Below are 21,454 nucleotides of genomic sequence, written 5' to 3'. Positions count from 1 at the left end.
GCCGGGATGGGGACGGCGGTCCAATGCTGAGGGTGACCACCGATGGGCACCGTTGTCCGGGCGCCGGGGCCGGAGCGTGCGGGAACCCTCTCGAGGAGCTTTCGCTGGAGCAGCTCCGTCGGCGTACGAGCATGAAGTGGCGCACCCATCCGGCGGACGTCCTGCCCCTGTGGGTGGCGGAGATGGACGTCCCGCTGGCGGCGCCGGTCGCCGACGCGTTGCGCGAGGCCGTCGACGCCGGTGACACCGGGTACCCCGCCGGGACCGAGTTCGCCGAGGCGCTGGCCGGCTTCGCCGCACGGCGCTGGCAGTGGGACGGGGTGGCGGTCGACCGCCACACGGTGGTGCCGGACGTGATGACGGGCGCGGTCCAGGTGCTGCGACTGGTCACCGGCCCCGGCGACCCGGTCGTCGTCAACTCCCCTGTCTACGCGCCCTTTTACGCCTTCGTCGCGCATGACGGCCGCCGGATCGTGGAGGCGCCGCTCGGACCGGATCTGCGGATCGCCCTGGACACGCTGGAGGAGACCTTCCGGCGTACCCGGCAGGAGAGCGGCGACAGCGGGATCGCCTACCTTCTCAGCAGTCCGCACAACCCCACCGGCACGGTGCACACCTCCGCGGAGCTGGCGGCCGTGGCGGCGTTGGCGCGCAGGTACGGGGTCCGTGTCGTCGCCGACGAGATCCATGCTCCGCTCGTGCTGCCGGGCGCCGGGTTCACGCCGTACCTGAGCGTGCCCGGGGCCGAGGACGCCTTCTCGCTCATGTCGGCGAGCAAGGGCTGGAACCTCGCCGGGATCAAGGCGGCCCTCGCCCTCGCCGGGCCCGAGGCGGCGGCCGATCTGCGCCGGATCCCGGAGGAGGTCCACCACGGTGCCAGCCACCTGGGCGTCATCGCCCACACGGCGGCCTACCGCCACGGGGAGGTGTGGCTCGACGCACTGCTGGCAGGGCTCGACGCCAACCGGGCCCTGCTCGGCCGGCTCATCGCCGAACACCTGCCCGGGATCGGCTACGCCCGGCCGGAGGCGACCTATCTGGCCTGGCTCGACTGCCGGTGCCTCGGCGTCGACCCGGAGGAGGGAAGCACGGGCCTCGCCGTCATCACCGACCTGGTCGGCCCCGCCCAGCTCTTCCTGAAGCACGCCAGGGTGGCACTCTCCTCCGGTCATATCTTCGGAAGCGGGGGAGCCGGGCACGTCCGCCTGAACTTCGCCACCTCCCGGTCCGTCCTCACCGAGGCGATCACTCGCATGGGCCGGATCGCCGCCCTCCAGCGGAGTCGGCTGCCCGGGGTGTGATCGCCGTCGCGGTGGGGTCCCGCGCAGCCGCCCCGCCGTACGAAGGCTCCTCCCGGTGCGGGATACTCTCCCGATGGGTTCACGCACGTCCCGGTCGAGTCAGCCGGTCACCATACGGAGGGCCGTCGCAGGGGACGCCAAACGGCTCACGCGGCTCGTGCGCGGCTCAGGGGCCTACGAGGGCATGTACGCGTCCGCAGTCGCGGGCTACCGGGTCGGTCCCGACTACATCGAGGCCCACCGCACCTTCGTGGCCGTCGGCGCCGACGAGCAGGGAGGCCGGGTTCTCGGGTTCTACTCGCTCGTCCTCGCTCCACCGGAGCTGGACCTGTTGTTCGTCGCCGACGAGGCGCAAGGACGGGGCATCGGCCGGCTGCTCGTCGCGCACATGCAGGCCGAGGCCCGCGCCGCCGGGCTCGACCGGGTCAGGGTCGTGTCGCATCTCCCCGCCGCGGATTTCTACCACCGCATCGGCGCGGTGCGGACCGGCACCGCGCCCGCGAACCCGCCCGCCGTACCGTGGGACCGTCCCGAATTCGAATTCCGTATCCCTGTGGAACGACCGGGGGCGTAGACGGGGCCGTGAGGGTTACCCGACGGGTATGGCGAAGTTGCATCTTCCAGGGCGGGAAGCGCACCACAGCCGCGACGAGTCGCAGGCTCGCCGGGTGGCGCCCGAGGAGGCCGGACCCGCGCCCGAGGTGGAGCGCCGGGCACCCGATACGCCGACCAAGCTGCCCAAGGGCGCATGGCGCGGTGTGCTCAGGGGGGCGCTGCGGGAGTTCAAGGACGACGAGCTGACCGACCGCGCCGCCGCCCTGACGTACTACGGCGTGCTGGCGCTGTTCCCGGCGCTGCTGGTGCTGGTGTCACTTCTGGGCCTCACCGGCAGGTCGACGACCGATGCCCTGCTGGCCAACGTCAGAAAGCTCGCCCCCGGCTCCGCCAGGGACATCATCACCCGGGCCGTGGAGCAGTTGCAGAACAACGCGGGGGTCGGCTCCGTCATGGCGGTCGTCGGCATCGTACTGGCGGTGTGGTCGGCCTCCGGATACGTGGCCGCGTTCATCCGCGCGTCCAACGCCGTCTACGACATGCCGGAAGGCCGCCCGGTGTGGAAGATCCTTCCCGTACGGCTGGGCGTGACCATCGTCCTGATGGTGCTGGCGGTGGCCAGCGCGCTGATCGTGGTGTTCACCGGCGGCCTCGCCCGCCGCGCAGGAGCCGCGCTGGGTGTCGGTGACGCGGCGCTGACGGCATGGTCGATCGCCAAGTGGCCGGTCCTGATCATCCTGGTCACCGTCATGATCGCCATCCTGTACTGGGCGAGCCCGAACGCCAAGGTGAAGGGCTTCAAATGGATCACGCCCGGCAGCCTGCTCGCCCTGGTCATCTGGATGATCGCCTCGGCCGGGTTCGCGTTCTACGTCGCGAACTTCGCCTCCTACAACAAGACCTACGGCACCATGGCCGGCGTCATCGTCTTCCTCGTGTGGCTGTGGATCACCAACCTGGCCATCCTGCTGGGCCTGGAGTTCGACGCGGAGACCGTCCGCCAGCGGGCCATCGCGGGCGGCCTCCCGCCCGACACCGAGCCCTACACCCAGCCCCGCGACACCCGGAAGTGGGACGAGGACGACCGACGGCGCCTGGACGGCGGCTGAACACGCCGCCGACGGTCCTGGTCAAGTCCTCGTACGGCCGGCTGTCGACCCCCCCCCCACAGCGGACCGCCCCGGCATCGGCGTCGACGGCCCGGCCCTGGCCACGGGCCGTGCCGGAGATCAGGCGGCTCTCCCCTCCACCGCCTGACAGTGGGTTGTGCCGCATCCGAACGAAGTGCCCTGCGCCGAGCCCAGGGCCGGCAGCGGATGTGGCTTGCGGACGGGTGCTCGGCCGCCGGGACGCGCTCTAGACTGCGACCGCTCCGAGATCTGACGATGTTCTGGAGGGTGTGCAGGATGAACCGAGCTCTCACGACCGCACTGGCGGCAGCAGCGTTGGTCGTGTCCGGGGGTGGCACAACCGCCTACGCTTCCGATGCCCCGCCGCGAACCACGCACGGTCCTTGCCAGTACACCGAGACACCGGACGAGCCGGCGGCGCGGCCGGTTCCCCTGCCGCCCGACCCGGGGCACACCCCCAGCCGCGGCACCGTCGGTGTGGCTGTCCGGACCAGCCAGGGACCGCTCCCGCTGCGTCTGGACCGGGCGAAGGCGCCGTGCACGGTCCAGAGCTTTCTGCACCTGGCGCGGCACCGGTTCTTCGACCGTACGGTGTGCCATCGGCTGACGGCGTATCCGACGCTGAAGGTCCTCCAGTGCGGCGATCCGACCGGCACCGGCGAGGGTGGGCCGGGGTACGCGTACAAGGACGAGCTGCCGGTGGACCTGCCGCCGGCACCGACCGATCCGACCGGCACCCGTCGCCTCTACGGGCGCGGTCTGCTGGCGATGGCCAACGCCGGGCCGAACACGAACGGCTCGCAGTTCTTCGTCGTCTACGGCGACTCCGCGCTGCGACCGAACTACACGGTGTTCGGCACGGTCGGTGCCGTCGGCCTGAAGACGCTCGACAAGATCGCTGCCGGCGGAATCGAGCCGACCGGCCAGGACCCCGCGCCTGTCGACGGCACGCCCGCGCTGAGGACCGAACTGCTCAGCGTCCGGCCGTCCTGCCGGCCCTGATCGACTGGGGTGCGGCGAAGCCGTACCGGAACGCTCCGGTGCGGCTTCGCCGCGGGTTCGACTGCACGGGCAGCGGACGCGTTACTTGAGGGAGCCTGCGGTCAGGCCCTTTCGCCAGTATCGCTGGAGGCTGATGAAGGCGATGAGCAGCGGGACCAGCGACAGCGCCGCACCGGTGATCGACAGCAGCGGCGGCACGCCGTTGGCGAACTCCGAGCGCCACTGCACCAGGCCCACCGTGACGGGCTGGAGTGAGGAGGAGTTGAGCATGAGCGAGGGCAGCAGGTAGTTGTTCCAGATGCCGACGAACTGGAACAGGAAGACGGTCACCAGGGCCGGGGCCATCAGCGGCAGGGCGACCTGGAAGAAGGTGCGCTGTTCGCCTGCTCCGTCCAGCCGTGCGGCCTCCAGTAGTTCGTCCGGGACGGACGCCGCGGCGAAGATCCGGCACAGGTAGACGCCGAACGGGCTGACACAGCTGGGCAGCAGCACCGACCAGTAGGAGTTGGTGAGGTCGAGCTTGGCCATGAGCAGGAACAGCGGCAGCGCGAACATCGGCGCCGGGATGAGAACCGAGGCGAGGATGACGTTGAACACGCCTTCCCGGCCGCGGAAGCTGAACTTGGACAGCGCGTAGCCGGCCATCGCGGACAGCAGGGTGCTGACGGACGCGCCGACGAGGCTGTACAGCGCGCTGTTGGCGAGCCAGGTGCAGAAGATGCCGCCCTCGAAGCTGAACACGGTTCGGACGTTGGCGAGCAGGTCGAAGTGGGAGAACCACAGCGGCGCACCGGTGTACAGGTAGCCCGAGCCCTTGGTCGCGGAGACGAACAGCCACCACAGCGGGATCAGCGTGTACACGGCCATCAGGCCCAGCACCCCGTTGACGGCGACCTTGCTCGCGATCTCGGTGCCGCGCGGGGCCGGTCGGATCGGTCGGCTGGCCCGGGTCACGCTCATGCCATCGCTCCCTTGCGCTGGGTGTACTTGAGGAATCCGAACGAGAGCACGAGGGTGAGCAGCGCGAGGACGACGGACTGGGCGGCGGCCAGGTTCTGGTTGCCCGTGTCCATGCCCAGGGTGGTGTTCATGATCGGGGAGAACGTCGGCGAGACGCCCGGGACGCGCGCGCCGACCAGCACCGCCGGCTCGGTGTACAGCTGCGCCGTCCCGATGATGGAGAAGACCGTGGTCAGCACGAGCGCGGGACGCACCAGCGGGATCTTCACCGCCCACGCCAGGCGCCATCCGGTGCAGCCGTCGAGCGCGGCGGCCTCCATCACCTCGGCGGGGAGCGTCTGCAACGCGGAATAGATGATCAGCATGTTGTAGCCGGTCCAGCCCCACGTGATCATGTTCCCGATCGAGACCGGTACCCACGACGGCGACAGGAAGTCGACGTCGATCCCGATGCGGGACAGCGGCCCGGTGAACGGCGACAGGCTCTTCGCCAGGAGGAAGGACCACATCACCGCGGCGATCGCACCCGGCAGCGCGTAAGGCAGGAAGAACGCGAGCCGGAAGGTCTTCCGCAGCCGGGCCGAGCGGGAGTCCAGCAGCAGCGCGAGCAGGAGGGCGAGGCCGAGCATGACCGGGACCTGGACGCAGCCCAGCAGCACGACCCGGACGATCGACGCGATGAAGTCGTGGTCGCCGAAGGCATCGGCGTAGTTGGACAGTCCCGCGAACTCCGTGGACTGCGTACCGCCGAACAGCCCCGCGCGGTGGACGGTGAAAAAGCTCTGGTAGATGGCGTAACAGATCGGCGCGACCATCATGGTCAGGAAGAGCACCGCGAACGGCGCCAGGAAACCCGACGCGGTCAACGCGGTACGGCGACCGGTGCCGCGCCGAGGCCGGCCGGCGGGGGAGACGCGGGGGGTGACCGCGGGCACCGGCCGCGGCGGCGACGCGGTCCGGGCGCTGCTGGGACTGCTCATGGAAACCTCGCTGGGCGGTTCGTCGTCGGGGAGCGGGCTCCCGCGGCGCCGGGTACGGGCGGCCGCGGGAACCCTTGGGGCGGCTGAAGTGCCGCTGCCTCAGCCGTTGGTGACGGACAGTCCGAGCTTCTTGATCGCGGCGACCGTCGAGGCCTGGACCTTGGTGACCGCGTCCGGATAGGTGCCGGAGCCGATGGCACCGGTGAAGTCCGTCTCGACCTGCTGGTAGGTCGGACCGTTGGTCCAGGTGGTGGGGACCTGCGCGGCGGAGGTCTTGTACAGGTCGCCGACCTTCTGGCCGCCGAAGAACGGGTCACCCCCCGTGAGCGACGCGTCGTCCTGTCCGGCCTTCGACGCCGGGTACAGGCCGCCCTCGATCCCCGCCTTCACGGCCTGCGGGTCGCTGGACAGGAACGCGGCGAACTGCGCGGCTTCGCGGGGCGTCTTGCACCCGGTCATCACCGAGGTGGCCGAGCCGCCGTTGCTGGCGCTCGTGCCGTCGCCGGCCTTCCAGGTCGGCATCGGGGCGACCCGCCACTTGCCGGCCTGGTCCTTCAGGTCCGACTTCAGGCCGTAGGAGGCCCAGGACGCGTTGACGAACGTCAGCACCTTGCCGGCTTCGGAGGCCTTGTCGAACTGCGGGTCCCAGGCGTTGCCCGTCTTCGTCACCAGACCCTTGTCCTTCATGCCCTGCCAGAAGGCGGCGACCTTACGGGTGCCGGGGTTGTCGATGCTGACGGTCCAGCTGCTGCCCTTGGTCGAGTACCAGGACTGGCCGGTCTGGAGGCTGTAGGCCGCCAGATCGTTGGCGTCGCCGGGCGCGGTGCCGAACTTCACGCTCGGATCGGCGGCGGCGACCTTCTGGGCGTCGGCCATGTACTGGTCCCAGGTGGCCGGCGGCCTGGTGATGCCGTACTTGGCGAACAGGTCCTTGCGGTAGAAGAGGACCATCGGGCCGACGTCCACCGGTACGCCGTAGATCTTGCCGCCGATGCTGGAGGCCGAGACGGCCGACGGGATGTACTTGGCCATGTCGGCGCTCGCGTACTTCGTGATGTCCATGATCGTGTTCTTCACGAGCATCGACGGGATGGTCTGGTACTCGATCTGGGCCAGGCACGGGCCCTGGCCGGCGGTGATCGCGTTGCTGATCTGGGTGTAGCCGCCCTTGCCGCCCGACGGGATCTTCTTGAAGGTGACCTTGGTGTTCGGGTGGGAGGCGTTCCACTGGTCGACGATCTTCTCGTACGGAGCCCAGCCCCAGAACTGCATGTTCACCGGGCCGGCCTGGCTCTTCTCCGAGTCGTCGGAGGTGCTCTTGGTGCTGCTGCACGCGCCGAGGCCGGCGACGAGGAGCGCCGCGGTGGTGATGGTCAGGAGTCTGCGGGTGCGTATGGTGGTGCTGTTCATGTGAGGCAACCTTCTGTGACAAGGGCTGACTTGCTGGATGACCGGTGGGCGGGCGGGCAGGGCCCGTCTACCGGCCGGTGCCGAACTCCATGCCGAACGCGGTGGGGACCGCGGCCAGGACGTGCGGTGCCGACGGCCCCGGGCCGCAGGCCGTGCTGCCCAGGCCGTGGTGGGCGTGATCGAGGTGCAGATGGAGTCTGCCGTCGCGGACCAGGTCGTACGGGTGAGTCGCGGCGGCCAGGGCTTCGGTGCTCCACGGGCGAACGGTCAGGTCGATGACCGGGTCGCCGGTGATGAGCAGGGTGCCGTCCGGGGTGGTGATCCTGGCGCGGCGGACCTGGTGCCGGTTGCCGTTCTCCTGCGGGCGGACCTGAGGGGTCTGCATCGCCGAGACGGTCGACAGATGGCGGCCGACGCGAGCCGCGGCGCGGAAGTCGCGGTACGCCTCACCGGGACCGGGACCGAACCACTCGACGTCGGCGTCGGTGCCGGGCAGCGACATCGCGACCCCCAGCCGGGGCAGCGGCACCGGCCATGGGCCGTCGGGGGTGACGACGGCGTCCAGCCGGAGCCGCGCCCGGCCCGCGTGCGGTGTGTCGCAGGCCGACCAGCGGTAGACCACGCCGAGCCCGGAGGAGGACCCGGCGGCGGCCAGCCGGGCGGTGACCGTCAGTCCCGACGCGTCGGGCTCGACACCCAGCACATCGTGGCGCATCCGGTGCAGTCCGGCGGCGAACCAGGCGTCGGACAGCGGCTCGCCGAAGGCGTTGAGCAGGTCGTTGTCGATCGGGGCCCGCCAGATGTCCAGCCTCGGACCGTCGAGGTCCAGGTCGCCGAGCCGGATCAGCACCCCCGTGCGGGCGTCGAACCGCGCGGGACCCAGGGCGATGTACCCCTCATGGGCGAAAGCCGGCACCGGCGCGAAGGGGACGGGCGAGGCGGCCGGGGCCACGACCAGCCCCTGGGCCCAGGCGATCTCGTGACCGGCCGCGGCCCAGGTCTCGTCGGCGGCGAGCACCGCGGTCACGGTCAGCCACACCTCGTGGCCGGAGTCGTTCTTGCGCGCCGCGTCGAGCGCGGCGGTGACCTCGGCGGGCCATGCGACAGTGGTCGTCGTACCCGGAGCGGTCGCGGGCACGGTCAGGTCGCCGGAGCCCACCGGCTCGCCGCCGTCCTCCACGGTCCACCGGAAGTCCAGGTAGCCGCTGTCGCGGACATGGTGCAGGTTCTGCACACGGATCCGCCCGGCCGCCGGGTCGATGTGGATCCGGACCGGTTCGATGACCTTCTTGTACTCGACCAGGCCCGGCGACGGCGTGCGGTCGGGGAACAGCAGCCCGTCGGCGACGAAATTGCCGTCGTGGACCTCCTCGCCGAAGTCTCCGCCGTAGGCGTAGAACGAGGGGGAGTCCTCCTGCCCGGTGCGCCGGGCGATCCCGTGGTCGATCCACTCCCAGACGAATCCACCGGCCAGGCGCGGATGTGCCTCGATGACCTGCTGGTACTCGGACAGCCCGCCGGGGCCGGTGCCCATCGCGTGGCCGTACTCGCACAGCACGGCCGGCAGGGCGCGGCGGTGTGCGTCGTCGGCCGGATCGGCCGTCGGTGCCTCCTGGCCGCGTCCTACGGCGGCCAGCTCGTCCACACCGATGTACATGCGGGAGTACAGGTCGACGTACGCGCAGCTCGCGTGGTCGCCCTCGTAGTGGATCAGGCGGCTGTCGTCGCGCTGCCGGATCCACGCAGCCGCGGCGGCCAGGTTGGCTCCGGTGCCGGACTCGTTGCCCAGCGACCAGACGATGACCGAAGGGCGGTTCTTGTCGCGCTCCACCAGCCGCGCGGCCCGGTCCAGGTAGGCCTCGCGCCACGCGGGGTCGTCGCTGGGATTGCGCCGCCAGCCGCCGGGTTCGAAGCCGTGCGTCTCCAGGTCGCCCTCGCAGAACACCCACAGGCCGTGCTCGTCGCACAGGTCCAGGAAGCGGTGGTCGGGCGGGTAGTGGCTGGTGCGCACCGCGTTGATGTTGTGCTGCTTCATGAGCAGCACGTCGGTCAGCATGGTGTCCTCGGTCAGGGTCCGTCCCGTCAGCGGATGCCATTCGTGGCGGTTGACGCCCCGCAGGGAGATCGGCCTGCCGTTCACGGTCAGGACGCCGTCCACGACGGCCACGGAGCGGAAGCCGATGCGCAGCGGTATCCGCTCCCCGGCTTCGGAGACCAATTCACCCGTGTACAGCCGAGGTTGCTCGTCCGACCAGGGCTCGACGCCGTCGATCAGATGCGGGCCGGCCGGATCGGCGGCGGATATGCCGAGCTCGGGCACCGACAGGGATACCGGGGTGGGGGCGGTGACCTCGACGGACAGGGTGCCCTGCCCGGTCGTGTGGTCGTAGGCGGCGTGGACGAAGAAGTCCTCGACACCGCGGGCGGCCACGGTCACCGACCGGAAGATCCCGGACAGCCACCACATGTCCTGGTCTTCCAGGTAGCTGCCGGACGACCACTGGTGCACGCGGACCGCGAGTACGTTCCGGCCGGGCCGCAGACTGCCGGAGACGTCGAACTCGGTGGTCAGGCGGCTGCCCTTGCCGTCGCCGAGCCGGATCCCGTTGAGCCACACCGCGAACGCGGAGTCGACGCCCTCGAACCGGAGCACCGCAGCCGCCGCCGGGAACCCGTCCGGAACCTCGAACACACGGCGGTACTCACCGGTCGGGTTCCGCCGGGGCACGCGTGGCGGGTCGACCGGGAACGGGTACAGGATGTTGGTGTAGGCCGGGGCGCCGTAGCGCGGTTCGCCGGGCAGACCGGTCATCTGCCAGCAGGACGGCACGGCGAGCAGGTCCCAGGCGGCGTCGTCGAAGTCCGGCGCGGCGAAGTCCCCGGCGAGGTCGTCCACCCCCGACGCCAGCCGGAATCTCCAGGTGCCGTCGAGCGAGATCGTGGGCAGGTCGGAAGCGAACGCGGCGCGCGGGCGCAGCCGTCCGGTGCCCGGCGACCGGTCTTCGACGTAGGCGTTGGGGTCGAGGCCGTTCACGGTGAAGGTGTTTCCTCTCGACATGCCCCCGTGGTGGCGGGAACCGGCTGGGAAGGACTGCGCCGACGGCTCATGGGGTGTGCCGTGGCAGGTCAGGCGGTGCCGGGCGGCACACGGTCGCCCCGGGCGGGGCCGCTGCTGTCCCGCACGGTCAGCGTCGGGCGCAGCAGCGTGACGGCGTTGGTCGGCGGCCGGCCGGAGTCGACGGCTCGCAGCAGGAGTTCCACGGCCTGCTGGGCCATCTCTCGTTTGGGGAAGGTGACCGTGGTCAGCGCCGGTCGGATCCGCCCGACCTGGGCGATGTCGTCGAAGCCGACGACGCTGACGTCCTCGGGGACCCGCCGCCCGGACCGGACCACCGCCTCGACGGCACCGACGGCCAGGACGTCATGGGTGGCGAAGATCGCCGTCAGCTCCGGATCCGCCTCCAGCGCCGCGCAGGCCGCGGCGAACCCGCCTGCGGCGTCGTCGCTGGTGCAGGCGAACACCTTGCGGTCGTCCAGCCCGTCGGCGGCGAACGCCCGGCGCAAGCCCACGACGCGCGGTGTGTGCGCGGGGAGGTCGGCGATCACCGCGACATTCCGGTGGCCGAGATCCCGCAGGTGGCACCCGGCCAGAAAGCCCGCGTGCTGGTAGTCGATGGACACCACCGGGAGGGTGGTCGGCGGGTCGCCCTCCCAGGCGAACAGCGCGACCGGGAAGCTGGCCGCGGCGAGCATCGGCAGTTGCTGTTCGACGCCGTTGTCCCCGGCGACCAGCAGGGCGTCCACCGAGCGGGCCGTGAGGTTCTCCAGGTGGGCCCGGGTGTAGTCGGGATCGTCGCGGGTCGTGGCGAGCAGCAGGTTGTATCCGTGGCCGACCAGGAGGTTCTCCACCTCCTCGACCACCTCCGAATAGAAGGCGTTGGCCACCGACGGCACGAACAGGCCCACCGTCGACGTGCTGCCGGTGCGCAGTGAGCGCGCCACCAGGTTCGGCTTGTAACCGAGTTCGGCGATCGCCTTGTTCACCTTCGCCAGGGTCTCCGGCCGCACCTTCTTACCGGAGACCACGTTGGAGACGGTCTGTTTGGTGACCCCCGCCCTCGCGGCTACATCCGCCATTGTCACCACGTAGGCTCCCCGAAACATTTATCGATCCACGAAAGTGGCGTCAGCGTAGGGCGGCTGTCGCAGCAGGGCAAGTCCTCGCACCATGGCCGTAATTCAGCCGTTACGGCGCACGGTGAGGGCGCGCCGGGCAAGTTACGGCGGCTTTCAACGAGTTGCGGCGCACGGAGCATTGACGCCTCCAGAAATACGGCAGTAACGTCCCCGCCACGCCGATCCCTTGGATCGGTCCACGTAGTGGCGCCGGTTTCGCGCATGCTCCGCGCCCTCTCCAGCAGGCGGCGAGTGCCTGAACAGGCCTGGAGGGGTCTCGTCCTGAGGAGATGACAGACATGACCAGACCGGCCGGCGGCGACGTCGACCCGAACCCCGCCCCGGCGCGACGCGCCTCGCGCGTGATGCGCTTCCTCGCGGCCGCCGCCGGCGCCGTCATCGCGGCGGCGAGCCTCCTGCTCACCGGCGTCGTCCCCGCCCACGCCGCCACCACCGTCCACACCTACGCACCGACGGGAGTGGGAGGCGGTACGACGACGTCCCCGGACGTGGCGTCCACCAAGTACCAGGTGCAGGTGGCCGGCACGCCCGTCCAGGCTGTCCAGTACACCGAGAACGGCCACAACTTCGACATCGCCCGCTTCGCCTCGGACTCCCGGACACCGACGATCACGGTCACGCTGCCCGGCACCACGATCGACACGGTGAACGTCTACCCGGCGCGCTACTACCCCGTCGGCAGCGTCTCGGTGAGCACGGACAAGCACACCCTGACGTTCCGGATGTCAGCCGCCGCCGGGTTGAACCAGGCGATCGTGATGGTGAACGGCGACTCGACCAACGCCACGGGACAGCCGTACCTGGCGGTCGTCGACGACCCTCTGGAGGACCCGGCGCAGCGCCCGGACACCACGAGCGCACCGGACGGTTCCGGCGTCAACATGCAGACCGGTGTCCTCAACTTCCAGGAGTTCGCCGCGAAGTACCTCGCGGCGCACCCGAACAGCGCGGCCCAGAAGGCTCCCGCCGCGACGACCAGCTCCATGGCCGGCAAGACCGTCGACGGCACCTCCGTCCCCGCCGGTCAGAAGACCTCGGCCGGGAGCCTGGTGAGCGCGAGCAGCGTCAATGTGCGGTACCCGAATGTGCGGGTGATGGCCGCCGACGACGTCACCTACGCCCTTCAGGCCGCCCTCGACACCATCAAAGCCCACCCCACGGCGCTCAACACGCTCTACTTCCCGAACGGCACGTATGTGTGGTCCGGTCTCCTGGTCAACGGCCTGGACGGCAGCAAGCTCAAGGGCGGCAAGCTGAAGATCTACACCGCCGAAGGGGCCCTGCTGAAGAACCGCGTCCAGGCGTACATGGAGGCGTTCGAGCCGGCGATCGGGATCATCAACTCCAGCAACATCGAGATCGACGGCCGCGGCGTCTTCGACGGTAACGGCGTGGCGAACTACCGCAGTGACTCGCACGACGCCTACCGCAGCCAGCACCAGGGCGGCGTCATGGTCATGCACTCGTCGGACATCACGTTCAACGACACCTACGAGCGCAACGCGAAGCAGTGGAACTACGAGACCCACACGGCCAACAGGGTGACGTTCAACAACATCAAGGCCCTCACCCCGTACCGCCAGCCGTGGATCGACGGGACGGACTTCGCGAGCGGCCAGGACATCACCGCCAACGGCGTCTTCACCCTCGGCAACGACGACGCGTTCGCCTCCGGCCACTACAACCCCAGCGACGGATTCGCCCCCCTGGCCTCCGGCGTGTGGACCAACTTCCAGCTCGGCACCTCCAGCGCCGACGTCCAGGGCTATGTCAACGCGGTGGCCGCCCACGACGCCGTCGCCGACGATCTCGGGTTCGACTCCTACCACTGGGACCACGAGGACTCGAAGAACATCTCGGTCAGCAACACGCTGAACTGGTCGGTCGCCGCCGGCAACGCGATCCGGATCGGATGGAGTTCGTACGGGTACCGGCTGACGAACTACACCTTCGACAACTTCAACTCCGTGTCGCCGGCGGCCGGCGGCATCTTCACGCACAACAGCCCCAACCCGTACCCGCGCATCCAGAGCATCGTGGTGAAGAACAGCTCGATCGACACCTCCCGGTTCACCCAGGGACCGATCGGGCTCAACGGCGGCAACGGATCCACCCAGACCATCACCGCCGACCAGCAGGCGACCTACGGGTACGCCCCCAACCCCGACGGGTCGGGCACCACGTACACGTACACCAGGGCCCCGATCGGCACCTTCGACCTGGACAACGTGTGGTTCTCGCAGCAGAACACGAGCAGCACGCTGAACGGCGCCACGAACGTGACCCTGAACAACATCCGTGTCGCCGGCCGGCTCGTCGAATACACCGGCCAGCTTCCGCTGACGACGAGTGGCATCGGCACGCTGACCGCCACCTACACGGACGCGAACGGCCAGACCCAGAACGTCAAGGCCGGCGCCCTCACCAGCGGTGACACCTGGGTGGGTGCGTGGACGGGCGACCAGACCACGAACAACTCCGCGGACCTGACCCTCGTCACGCGCAACACCGGGGCCGGCCTGATGGGCGAGCAGTACACCACGGGATCCGGGGACGGAAAGCTCACCTACATCCAGTTCCCCCTCGCCGGCCTCACCAGGGCACCGAGCCGGGCGACACTCCATCTCACCTACGTCGGCCACCGCTATGCGACGGTGCCGTCGACCGACACCGACCAACTCCTCGTACAACCCGTCAGCGACACCACCTGCACCGGCGGCGGCACATCCTGCCCGGTCACCACCATGACCTGGCAGAACCGGCCGAGCTTCACCGCCACGACCTCCTCCGTCGCCACGTCGGCCACCTTCACGCTCGGTTCGACCGTCATCCCGGAGGGCGGCGGAACCCACCAGGACAACGCCGTCGACGGCCGCGACATCACCGTCGACATCACCTCCTTCGTCCAGGACGCCTACGCGGCCAACCGGTCCACGCTCCTGCTCGCCGTCTGCAACGCCGGGGGCACCAACCACGAGCTGCGCTTCGTCAGCTCCGAAGGCGCCACCGGCTCCGGAAAGCTCACCCACGGGACCGCCGAGATGGCGCCCGGAATGACCGTGACCCCGTAGCCACCCGAGGCCGGTCCGTCCCCGCGGGGCGGGCCGGCCTCAGCCGTCCGGGTCCGCCGTCGACGGCCGATCCAGCCACCGCATGTCCGACAGAGCGCTGTTGTCCGCCACCGCACCCGCACCGGTGGCACCCCTGGTCCCCGTGGTACTCACCGTCCGACAACGGAGTCCCCCCATGTCACTGCACGGCCTTCCCCTCAACCGCCGGCGCTTCCTCACCGCGGCCGCCCTCGCCGCCGGCGCCACGGCCCTGCCCGGCCTCGTCCTGGCCGACCGGGCTGCGGCCGCCGTACCGCCCCAGGTCACCCTCCCCGACCGCGGCATCTGGGACAACGACACCGCCTCGGCCTGGACCGACGGGTTCCTGAGCGGAAACGGCGAGTACGGGGCCGTCTACTACGGGGCGCCGACGCTCGAGAAGATGATTTTCAATCATCACCGGTTCGTGCTGCCCAACGGCAGCCGGAACGTCATGCCCCCGGTGATCGCGCCGTATCTCGAGACCGCCCGGGACCAGGCGCTGGCCGGTAATTACTCCGATGCCTCCGCCACCTTCGCCCACGGCTGGAGCCTGCGCTGGACCCAGACCTTCCACCCCGGCTACGAACTCCAGCTCAGCACCCCGGGCATGACCACCGTCAACGACTTCGCCCGCATCACCGACTTCCGCACCGGAGAGATCACCCACACCTGGACCGACCCGTACGGCACCTGGAAGCGCCATGTCTTCGTCTCCCGCGCCGACCAGGTCATCGTGCACGAGCTGCTGCCCGCCACCGGCCGCACCGTGGACACCACCATCAGCGTCAACACCGCTCTCACAGGCGTGCCGACCAGTGTGTCCTTCTCCACCACCGCCACCGTCACCAACGGCGACGGCTACCTGAACCTGCGCGGCACCTACCCCTCCGGCGGTGCCTACGGCTACGAGGGCGCCACCCGCGTCGTCGTCTCCGGCAGCGGCTCCTCCGTCACCGCCGACGGACAGACCCTGGTGGTCGCCAAGGCCACCAAGGTGCTGCTGCTGACCAAGCTCGCCCGGTACGAGACCTCCACCGGCTGGAACAGCCGGCCCTTGCAGACCGCCCTCGCCGCGCTGACGGCCGACTACGCCACCCTCCTGGGCCGCCACGCCCCCAGACACCAGGCCATGTACGACCGCTCCAGCCTCGACCTCGACGTCCCCGCCGCCGACCGCCGGCTGGCCACCAGCGAACTCATAGCCCGCCAGAACGGCAACGCGTCCGCCATCGACGTCGCACTGCTGGAGCGGATGTACGACTCCGGCCGCTACCTCTTCATCAGCTCCAGCGGGGTCCTGCCACCACGCCTGACCGGCATCTGGACCGGCACCTGGAACGGCTCCTGGGCCGACGACTTCACCACCGACGCCAACATCAACCTCCAGGTCGCCGGCGGCAACATCCTCGACCTCACCGACGCCATGCAGGGCTACTTCGACCTCATCCTCGGCCAGCTCGCCCACTGGCGCGACAACGCCACCAACCTCTACGGCGCCCGCGGCTTCCTCGCCCCGTCCCGGACCGACGGCGAGTACGGGCACATGCTGCACTTCAACAGCGGCAGCTTCCCCGGCGAGGCCTGGACCGGCGGCGCCGACTGGCTGCTCCACCCGCTTCTGGAGTACTACCAGGTCACCGGCGACAGCGCCTTCCTGAAGAACAAGCTCGGCCCCGCCCTGATGGAACTGGCCCTGTTCTACGAGGACTTCCTCACCCGCACCGACTCCCGCGGCAAGGCCGTCTTCGTCCCCTCCTACTCCATGGAGAACACCCCCACCAGCACCGGCCAGGCGTTCTCCATCAACGCCACCGGCGACATCATGGCCGGCCGGCACGCGCTCCAGACCGCGATCGACGCGGCCACCATTCTCGGCCTGGAGCAGGGCAGCGGCCAGGGCGTGCAACGCTGGACCGCCCTGCTCGCCAAGCTGCCCGACTACACCGTCAACAGCGACGGGGCGCTCGCCGAGTGGTCCTGGCCGGGCCTGACCGACCGCTACGACCACCGGCACGCCCAGCACCTGTACGGTGCCTGGCCGCTGCACGAGATCAACCCCGAGGACAAGCCCGACCTGGTCCAGTACGCCCGCACCGCCCTGGACAAGCGAGGCGACCAGAACTACTCCGCCCACGGCAGCCTCCACCGGGCGCTGGCCCGCGCCCGCCTGAAGGACGGCCCCGGCGTCTACGCCAACCTGCTGAAGATCTACGGCAAGAACATGGTGTGGCGGTCTCTGATGACCTCCCACAACCCGGACCTGACCACCTACAACTGCGACGCCGCCAACACCATCCCCGCCGTCCTCGGTGAAGCACTCGTCTACACCCGCCCCGGTGTCCTCGAGATCCTCCCCGCCCTCCCCGACCAGCTCCCGAAAGGCACCGTCAACGGCGTCCGCGGCCGCAACCGGATCACCATCCAGTCGCTGTCCTGGGACACGGCGGCGGCCCGCACCGCCACCGTCACCCTCACCTCCGCCATCGACCAGGACATCACCTTCATCTGCCGGCGCGGCATCACATCCATCAGCACCGGCGCGAGCGTCACCACGTCGTCGCTGGGCAACCACGCCCGCACCGTGTCGCTGACCGCCGGCACGAAAACCACGATCACGATCGGCCTGCTGACCGGCCCCTTCAAGCTGGTCAACCGCAAGAGCGGCAAGGTCCTGGACGTCTCCGGCGCCTCCACCTCCGACGGCGGGCCCGTCATCCAGTACACGTGGTCCGGCGGCGCGAACCAGCAGTGGAAACTGCTCCCCGACTACGACGGCTCGTTCCGCCTCTCCAACGTCCACAGCGGCAAGCTGCTCGACGTCCCGGGCGGCTCCACCAGCGCCGGCACAGCCCTGGACCAGTCGTCGGACACCAACGGCACCCTCCAGTGGTGGAAGCTCGTGCCGGCGGCCACCAGCGGCTACTACCGCCTCGTCAACGTCAGGAGCGGCCTGTGCGCAGACGTGCAGAGCGGCTCCACCGCCGACGGCGCCAAGGTCATCCAGTGGCCCGCCAACGGCGGCTCCAACCAGGAATGGCAGCCAGTGGGGCTGTGACGGTGCACCCGTGCGTTGACACATAGCGACAGACCGGACCTGGACGATCCAGTGACCGGGTTGCCGTACCCGCAGCGACGAACAAGGGAGTTCACTGTGCCTGTGCTGATCACGCTTCGACGACTGCGCCAGGGGGTGGTTGTCTGCCTGGCCGCGGTGGCGCTCGCCTTCGCCGGCCTCGGCGCCTTCAGCGGCGCCGCGCAGGCCGCCACGCAGGGACCCTGCGACATCTACGCGGCGGGCGGCACGCCGTGCGTGGCGGCGCACAGCACCACCCGCGCGCTGTTCGCCGCCTACAACGGCCCGCTCTACCAGGTGCAGCGGGCGTCGGACAACACGGTGCAGAACATCGGGGTGCTGTCCGCCGGAGGTGTCGCCGACGCGGCGGCCCAGGACTCGTTCTGCGCGGGCACCACCTGCACCATCACCCGTGTCTACGACCAGACCGGCGGCGGCAACACCCTGGTCTACCAGGGACCCGGCGGGACCGGCGGCGCCGACACCGCGGCCACCGCGACCACCGAAGCGCTCGGCGTGGGCGGCCGGAAGGCCTACGCGCTGTACATCAGCCCCGGCAACAGCTACTTCGCGTACAACTCCACCGGGGGCGTGCCGACCGGCAGCTCGCCCGAGGGCGCGTACATGGTCACCAGCGGCACGCACGTCAACAACGGCTGCTGCTTCGACTACGGCAACACCGAGACCGACCACAAGGCCGACGGCAACGGCGCCATGGACGCGATCAACTTCGGCACGGAATGCTGGTTCGGCGGCTGTAGCGGGACCGGGCCGTGGGTGCAGGCGGACCTGGAGAACGGCCTGTTCTCCGGCGGCAGCAAGACGTGGAACCCCCACCAGGTCTCCCAGACCAGCCGCTTCGTCACCGCGATGCTCAAGAACGACGGCACCACCCGGATGGCACTCAACGCCGCCGACGCCCAGTCCGGAAGCCTGACCCAGCTCTACAGCGGCGCACTGCCCACCGGCTACAACCCGATGCACAAGCAGGGCGCCATCATCCTCGGCAGCGGCGGCGACTGCTGCCAGACCAACCGCAACGCGAGCGCGGGCACCTTCTACGAGGGCGCCATGGTCAAGGGCTACCCCTCCGACGCCACCGACGCCGCGGTCCAGGCCAACATCGCCGCGGCCGGCTACAGCACCGACACCACCACCCCCTTCACCCCGGGCGCGAAGGTGTCGCTGCGGGCCACCACCTCCTGCTGCACCGGCGACTACCTCAAGCACGACACCAGCGACGACAACGTCGTGATCGCGCCGGTGACCTCCAGCAGTTCGGTCACCGACAAGGGCAACGCCACCTGGATCGTCCGCGCCGGCCTGGCCGACAGCAGCTGCGTCTCCTTCGAGTCGGCCGACGCACCCGGCCGTTACCTCAGGCACTACGCGTTCCAGCTCCACCTCCAGCCCGACGCCGGCACCAGCCAGTTCGCCGCCGACGCCACGTTCTGCCCCAAGCCGGGGAACAGCGGAACGGGTTATTCCTTGCAGTCCTTCAACTACCCGGCCAGGTACATCCGCCACTACCGCTTCACCGGCTACATCGCGAGCAACGGCGGTACCAACGCCTGGGACACGTCGTCGTCGTGGGCCCAGGACACCAGCTGGCTCGCCGCATCTCCCTGGAGCTGACGAGCCTCCGGCACGCGCAGCCACCCGGCCCGGCCGACGGCCCGGCCGGGTGGCTGCGCGAGGCTAACCGGTGACGCGCCGGAAGGTCCACCGCTGGTTGGAGCCGCCGGTGTCGCGGTACTGGATGAGCGCGGCGCCGTCGGCCGTACTGCCTCCGCCGACGTCGAGCACCTTGCCGCTGTTGCGGTTGACCAGGACGAACTCGCCGCCGGTCTGCGGGCGCAGCTGCCACTGCTGGCTCGTCCGGCCGTCGGCGGTCGCCTGCACGACCCGCGCGCCGTCCGCCGTCGAGGACCCCGCCACGTCGAGGACCTTGCCGCTGTTGACGCACATGATGGTGTGGTAGCCGTCCGCTGTCGACTGGAAGGCCCACTGCTGGTTCGGCCTGCCGTTGCCGGGCCACTGGATCACGGCGGCGCCGTCCGCCGTGGCGGCGCCGGAGACGTCGGCGACCTTGCCGCTGCGCACGCTGACACATGTGTAGGCCCTGGTGGGCGCGAGGGCGTACTGCACCGAGTCGAAGTCGACGTAGCCGGCGTTGTTGGGGTTGTAGGTGTACAGGCCGACCCGGTCACCGCGGTAGCCGCCCCAGGAGAGCTGGTAGGTGCCGCCGAACGAGGTGAACGTGCTGCCGTCGAGGCTGTAGGAGAACTGGCTGACCCCGTTGACGTCCCAGGTGGTACGCAGCCACACGGCGTCCTGTGCGACCACCGGACCGTAGGTCAGGGTGCCGCCGGCGTTGTGCGCGAGCGTGGTGGTGGTCCCCGAGCGCCGCACGCCCAGCCCGGCGTAGGTGCCCGCGTAGTGGCACAGTCCGGCGTGCTGGCCGTCGGCGAGGCCGGCCAGTTCGAGGCGGACCGTCACCGTCGCGCCCGACGTGCGCAGCACCCGCTGGGTGAGGGTGTTGCCGACCTTGGTCAGGTTGTCGGCCACCAGCGGTGCGAACGCCTTCAGCCGCAGGTAGCCCGGGCGCTCGGTGAGCGACCAGTGGTCCGCGCGCGGTTGGTAGTACCACTCCCACTGCGGCTTGAGGCGGCTGTCGGTGAACAGGTCGCTGGTCACCACGGGCGGCAGCGCGTCGACCGGCAGACCGGGGGTGCCGCCGGCGGGCACCTTGCCCGTCCACACCATGGTGCCGATGCCGTCCGCGCCCACCTGGCCCAGGATCGGCCAGCCGTCCACCCAGGTCACCGGCAGCAGGGACAGCGGCCGCCCCTCCCAGGCGCCGTGGCCGTGGTGGGTCACGAAGTACCAGGCGCCGTCCGGGGTCTGCACCAGCCCGCCCTGGTTGGGCTCGCGGTCCACCGAGGCGTTGACGTGCTCCAGCTGCCGGGTCTCGAAGGGGCCGTACAGGCTGGAGCCGCGGTTCATCATCAACACCCGGCCCTCGGACTTCACCTCGCTGTACAGGTGGTAGTAGAGACCGTTGATCTTGTACAGCTTGTTGGCCTCGCTGCCCGGCGACTGGTGGATGACGGTGGGCGAGCCGACCAGCGACTTCCCGTCCCCGGACAGCCTGAACAGGTTGATCTTGTAGCCGTCCGCGTAGTGCGAGCTGACCAGGTAGCCCTGGCCGTCGTCGTCCCAGAACGGGCACGGGTCGTCCCAGCCGGAGGTCCGCCACACCGACGTCAGCGGATCCCACGGCCCTTCCGGCGACGGGGCCGACGTCATGAAGAAGCCCTCGTCGGGGGTGTTGAAGTACACCCAGAACCGCCCCGCGTGGTAGCGGATGGCCCCGGCCCACACACCACGGCCGTAGCGGTTCATCTGGTCCCAGTTCAGCGCCGGTCCGATACGGGTCAGATCGTCGACCGCGCCGCCCAGCGTCCGCCAGTTGACCAGGTCCTTCGAGTGCAGGACGGCCACGCCGGGCGAGTACCCGAACGTGCTGGTGATGCCGTAGTAGTCGTCGCCGACCCGGATGCAGTCCCAGTCGCTGAAGTCGCCCGGGAGGACGGGGTTGACATAGGTGCCGTCGCCCTGGTCCCCCCAGGTGCCGGCGGGAGGTGTGGCCGCCGCGGCCCTGCCGGGGGGCAGCAGCCCCGGCAGCAGCAGGGCCCCGGTGCCGACTGCGGCGAGCCGGCCGAACTTTCTTCTGGTGATGTCCACGATGTCC

13 protein-coding genes are annotated in these 21,454 nt (G+C 70.1%); 7 read left to right on the top strand and 6 right to left on the bottom strand.

Going from position 1 to position 21,454, the window contains the following annotated elements; all coding sequences use genetic code 11:
• Positions 1-23 precede the first annotated feature (23 nt).
• The 4 genes from ACZ5CZ_RS07005 to ACZ5CZ_RS06990 all read left to right on the top strand — a co-directional run bounded on the left by ACZ5CZ_RS07005 (position 24) and on the right by ACZ5CZ_RS06990 (position 3,988).
• Positions 24-1,301: a MalY/PatB family protein gene (locus ACZ5CZ_RS07005; protein ID WP_468939919.1), complete on the top strand. Its 1,278-nt coding sequence runs from the start codon at positions 24-26 to the stop codon at positions 1,299-1,301.
• A 73-nt stretch (positions 1,302-1,374) separates the two neighbouring features.
• The gene (locus tag ACZ5CZ_RS07000) at positions 1,375-1,875 is read left to right on the top strand and encodes a GNAT family N-acetyltransferase (RefSeq protein WP_468939917.1); all 501 of its coding nucleotides are present in this window, start codon (positions 1,375-1,377) and stop codon (positions 1,873-1,875) included.
• A gap of 28 nt (positions 1,876-1,903) precedes the next feature.
• Positions 1,904-2,965 carry a YihY/virulence factor BrkB family protein gene (locus tag ACZ5CZ_RS06995; protein WP_467544268.1) on the top strand — a complete coding sequence of 354 codons (1,062 nt, stop codon included), beginning with the start codon at positions 1,904-1,906 and terminating at the stop codon, positions 2,963-2,965.
• 498 nt (positions 2,966-3,463) lie between these two features.
• Positions 3,464-3,988 carry a peptidylprolyl isomerase gene (locus ACZ5CZ_RS06990; RefSeq protein ID WP_385845959.1) on the top strand — a complete coding sequence of 175 codons (525 nt, stop codon included), beginning with the start codon at positions 3,464-3,466 and terminating at the stop codon, positions 3,986-3,988.
• 81 nt (positions 3,989-4,069) lie between these two features.
• Here ACZ5CZ_RS06990 and ACZ5CZ_RS06985 read toward each other — a convergent pair whose 3' ends face one another.
• The 5 genes from ACZ5CZ_RS06985 to ACZ5CZ_RS06965 form a co-directional block, all read right to left on the bottom strand.
• Complete coding sequence (locus ACZ5CZ_RS06985) at positions 4,070-4,948, bottom strand: carbohydrate ABC transporter permease (RefSeq protein WP_468939914.1); 879 nt, start codon at positions 4,946-4,948, stop codon at positions 4,070-4,072.
• The gene (locus tag ACZ5CZ_RS06980; RefSeq protein ID WP_467544263.1) at positions 4,945-5,928 is read right to left on the bottom strand and encodes a carbohydrate ABC transporter permease; all 984 of its coding nucleotides are present in this window, start codon (positions 5,926-5,928) and stop codon (positions 4,945-4,947) included. The genes ACZ5CZ_RS06985 and ACZ5CZ_RS06980 overlap by 4 nt, the downstream gene beginning before the upstream one ends.
• A gap of 99 nt (positions 5,929-6,027) precedes the next feature.
• The gene (locus ACZ5CZ_RS06975; RefSeq protein WP_385845956.1) at positions 6,028-7,338 is read right to left on the bottom strand and encodes an ABC transporter substrate-binding protein; all 1,311 of its coding nucleotides are present in this window, start codon (positions 7,336-7,338) and stop codon (positions 6,028-6,030) included.
• Positions 7,339-7,405: 67 nt separating this feature from the next.
• Positions 7,406-10,396, bottom strand: a complete 2,991-nt coding sequence (locus ACZ5CZ_RS06970; protein ID WP_468939911.1) for a glycoside hydrolase family 2 TIM barrel-domain containing protein — start codon at positions 10,394-10,396, stop codon at positions 7,406-7,408.
• A 68-nt stretch (positions 10,397-10,464) separates the two neighbouring features.
• Positions 10,465-11,475 carry a LacI family DNA-binding transcriptional regulator gene (locus ACZ5CZ_RS06965; protein ID WP_468939908.1) on the bottom strand — a complete coding sequence of 337 codons (1,011 nt, stop codon included), beginning with the start codon at positions 11,473-11,475 and terminating at the stop codon, positions 10,465-10,467.
• Positions 11,476-11,813: 338 nt separating this feature from the next.
• On the opposite strand from ACZ5CZ_RS06965, the gene ACZ5CZ_RS06960 reads away from it, so the two are divergent.
• The 3 genes from ACZ5CZ_RS06960 to ACZ5CZ_RS06950 all read left to right on the top strand — a co-directional run bounded on the left by ACZ5CZ_RS06960 (position 11,814) and on the right by ACZ5CZ_RS06950 (position 19,335).
• Positions 11,814-14,606 (top strand): glycosyl hydrolase family 28 protein, encoded by a 2,793-nt coding sequence (locus ACZ5CZ_RS06960; protein WP_468939906.1) that lies wholly within the window; start codon positions 11,814-11,816, stop codon positions 14,604-14,606.
• Between the two features lie 175 nt (positions 14,607-14,781).
• Positions 14,782-17,682: a glycosyl hydrolase family 95 catalytic domain-containing protein gene (locus ACZ5CZ_RS06955; RefSeq protein ID WP_468939903.1), complete on the top strand. Its 2,901-nt coding sequence runs from the start codon at positions 14,782-14,784 to the stop codon at positions 17,680-17,682.
• A gap of 96 nt (positions 17,683-17,778) precedes the next feature.
• The gene (locus ACZ5CZ_RS06950) at positions 17,779-19,335 is read left to right on the top strand and encodes an alpha-L-arabinofuranosidase B (RefSeq protein ID WP_468939900.1); all 1,557 of its coding nucleotides are present in this window, start codon (positions 17,779-17,781) and stop codon (positions 19,333-19,335) included.
• Positions 19,336-19,398: 63 nt separating this feature from the next.
• Here ACZ5CZ_RS06950 and ACZ5CZ_RS06945 read toward each other — a convergent pair whose 3' ends face one another.
• On the bottom strand, positions 19,399-21,447 hold the full coding sequence (locus tag ACZ5CZ_RS06945; protein ID WP_468939896.1) for a family 43 glycosylhydrolase: 2,049 nt from the start codon (positions 21,445-21,447) through the stop codon (positions 19,399-19,401).
• Between the last annotated feature and the right edge of the window lie 7 nt (positions 21,448-21,454).

This window comes from Streptomyces sp. NPDC031418 (assembly GCF_055581605.1).
Note: the sequence above shows the minus strand (reverse complement) of the source record. Positions and strands in the feature narration are given on the sequence as shown.

Bases quoted from the DNA above. Each gene is read 5' to 3' on its own strand.
- ACZ5CZ_RS06980 (WP_467544263.1), bottom strand. From the start codon at position 5,928: ATGAGCAGTCCCAGCAGCGCCCGGACCGCGTCGCCGCCGCGGCCGGTG.
- ACZ5CZ_RS06965 (WP_468939908.1), bottom strand. From the start codon at position 11,475: ATGGCGGATGTAGCCGCGAGGGCGGGGGTCACCAAACAGACCGTCTCC.
- ACZ5CZ_RS06970 (WP_468939911.1), bottom strand. From the start codon at position 10,396: ATGTCGAGAGGAAACACCTTCACCGTGAACGGCCTCGACCCCAACGCC.
- ACZ5CZ_RS06975 (WP_385845956.1), bottom strand. From the start codon at position 7,338: ATGAACAGCACCACCATACGCACCCGCAGACTCCTGACCATCACCACC.
- ACZ5CZ_RS06995 (WP_467544268.1), top strand. From the start codon at position 1,904: ATGGCGAAGTTGCATCTTCCAGGGCGGGAAGCGCACCACAGCCGCGAC.
- ACZ5CZ_RS06985 (WP_468939914.1), bottom strand. From the start codon at position 4,948: ATGAGCGTGACCCGGGCCAGCCGACCGATCCGACCGGCCCCGCGCGGC.
- ACZ5CZ_RS06960 (WP_468939906.1), top strand. From the start codon at position 11,814: ATGACCAGACCGGCCGGCGGCGACGTCGACCCGAACCCCGCCCCGGCG.
- ACZ5CZ_RS07005 (WP_468939919.1), top strand. From the start codon at position 24: ATGCTGAGGGTGACCACCGATGGGCACCGTTGTCCGGGCGCCGGGGCC.
- ACZ5CZ_RS07000 (WP_468939917.1), top strand. From the start codon at position 1,375: ATGGGTTCACGCACGTCCCGGTCGAGTCAGCCGGTCACCATACGGAGG.
- ACZ5CZ_RS06955 (WP_468939903.1), top strand. From the start codon at position 14,782: ATGTCACTGCACGGCCTTCCCCTCAACCGCCGGCGCTTCCTCACCGCG.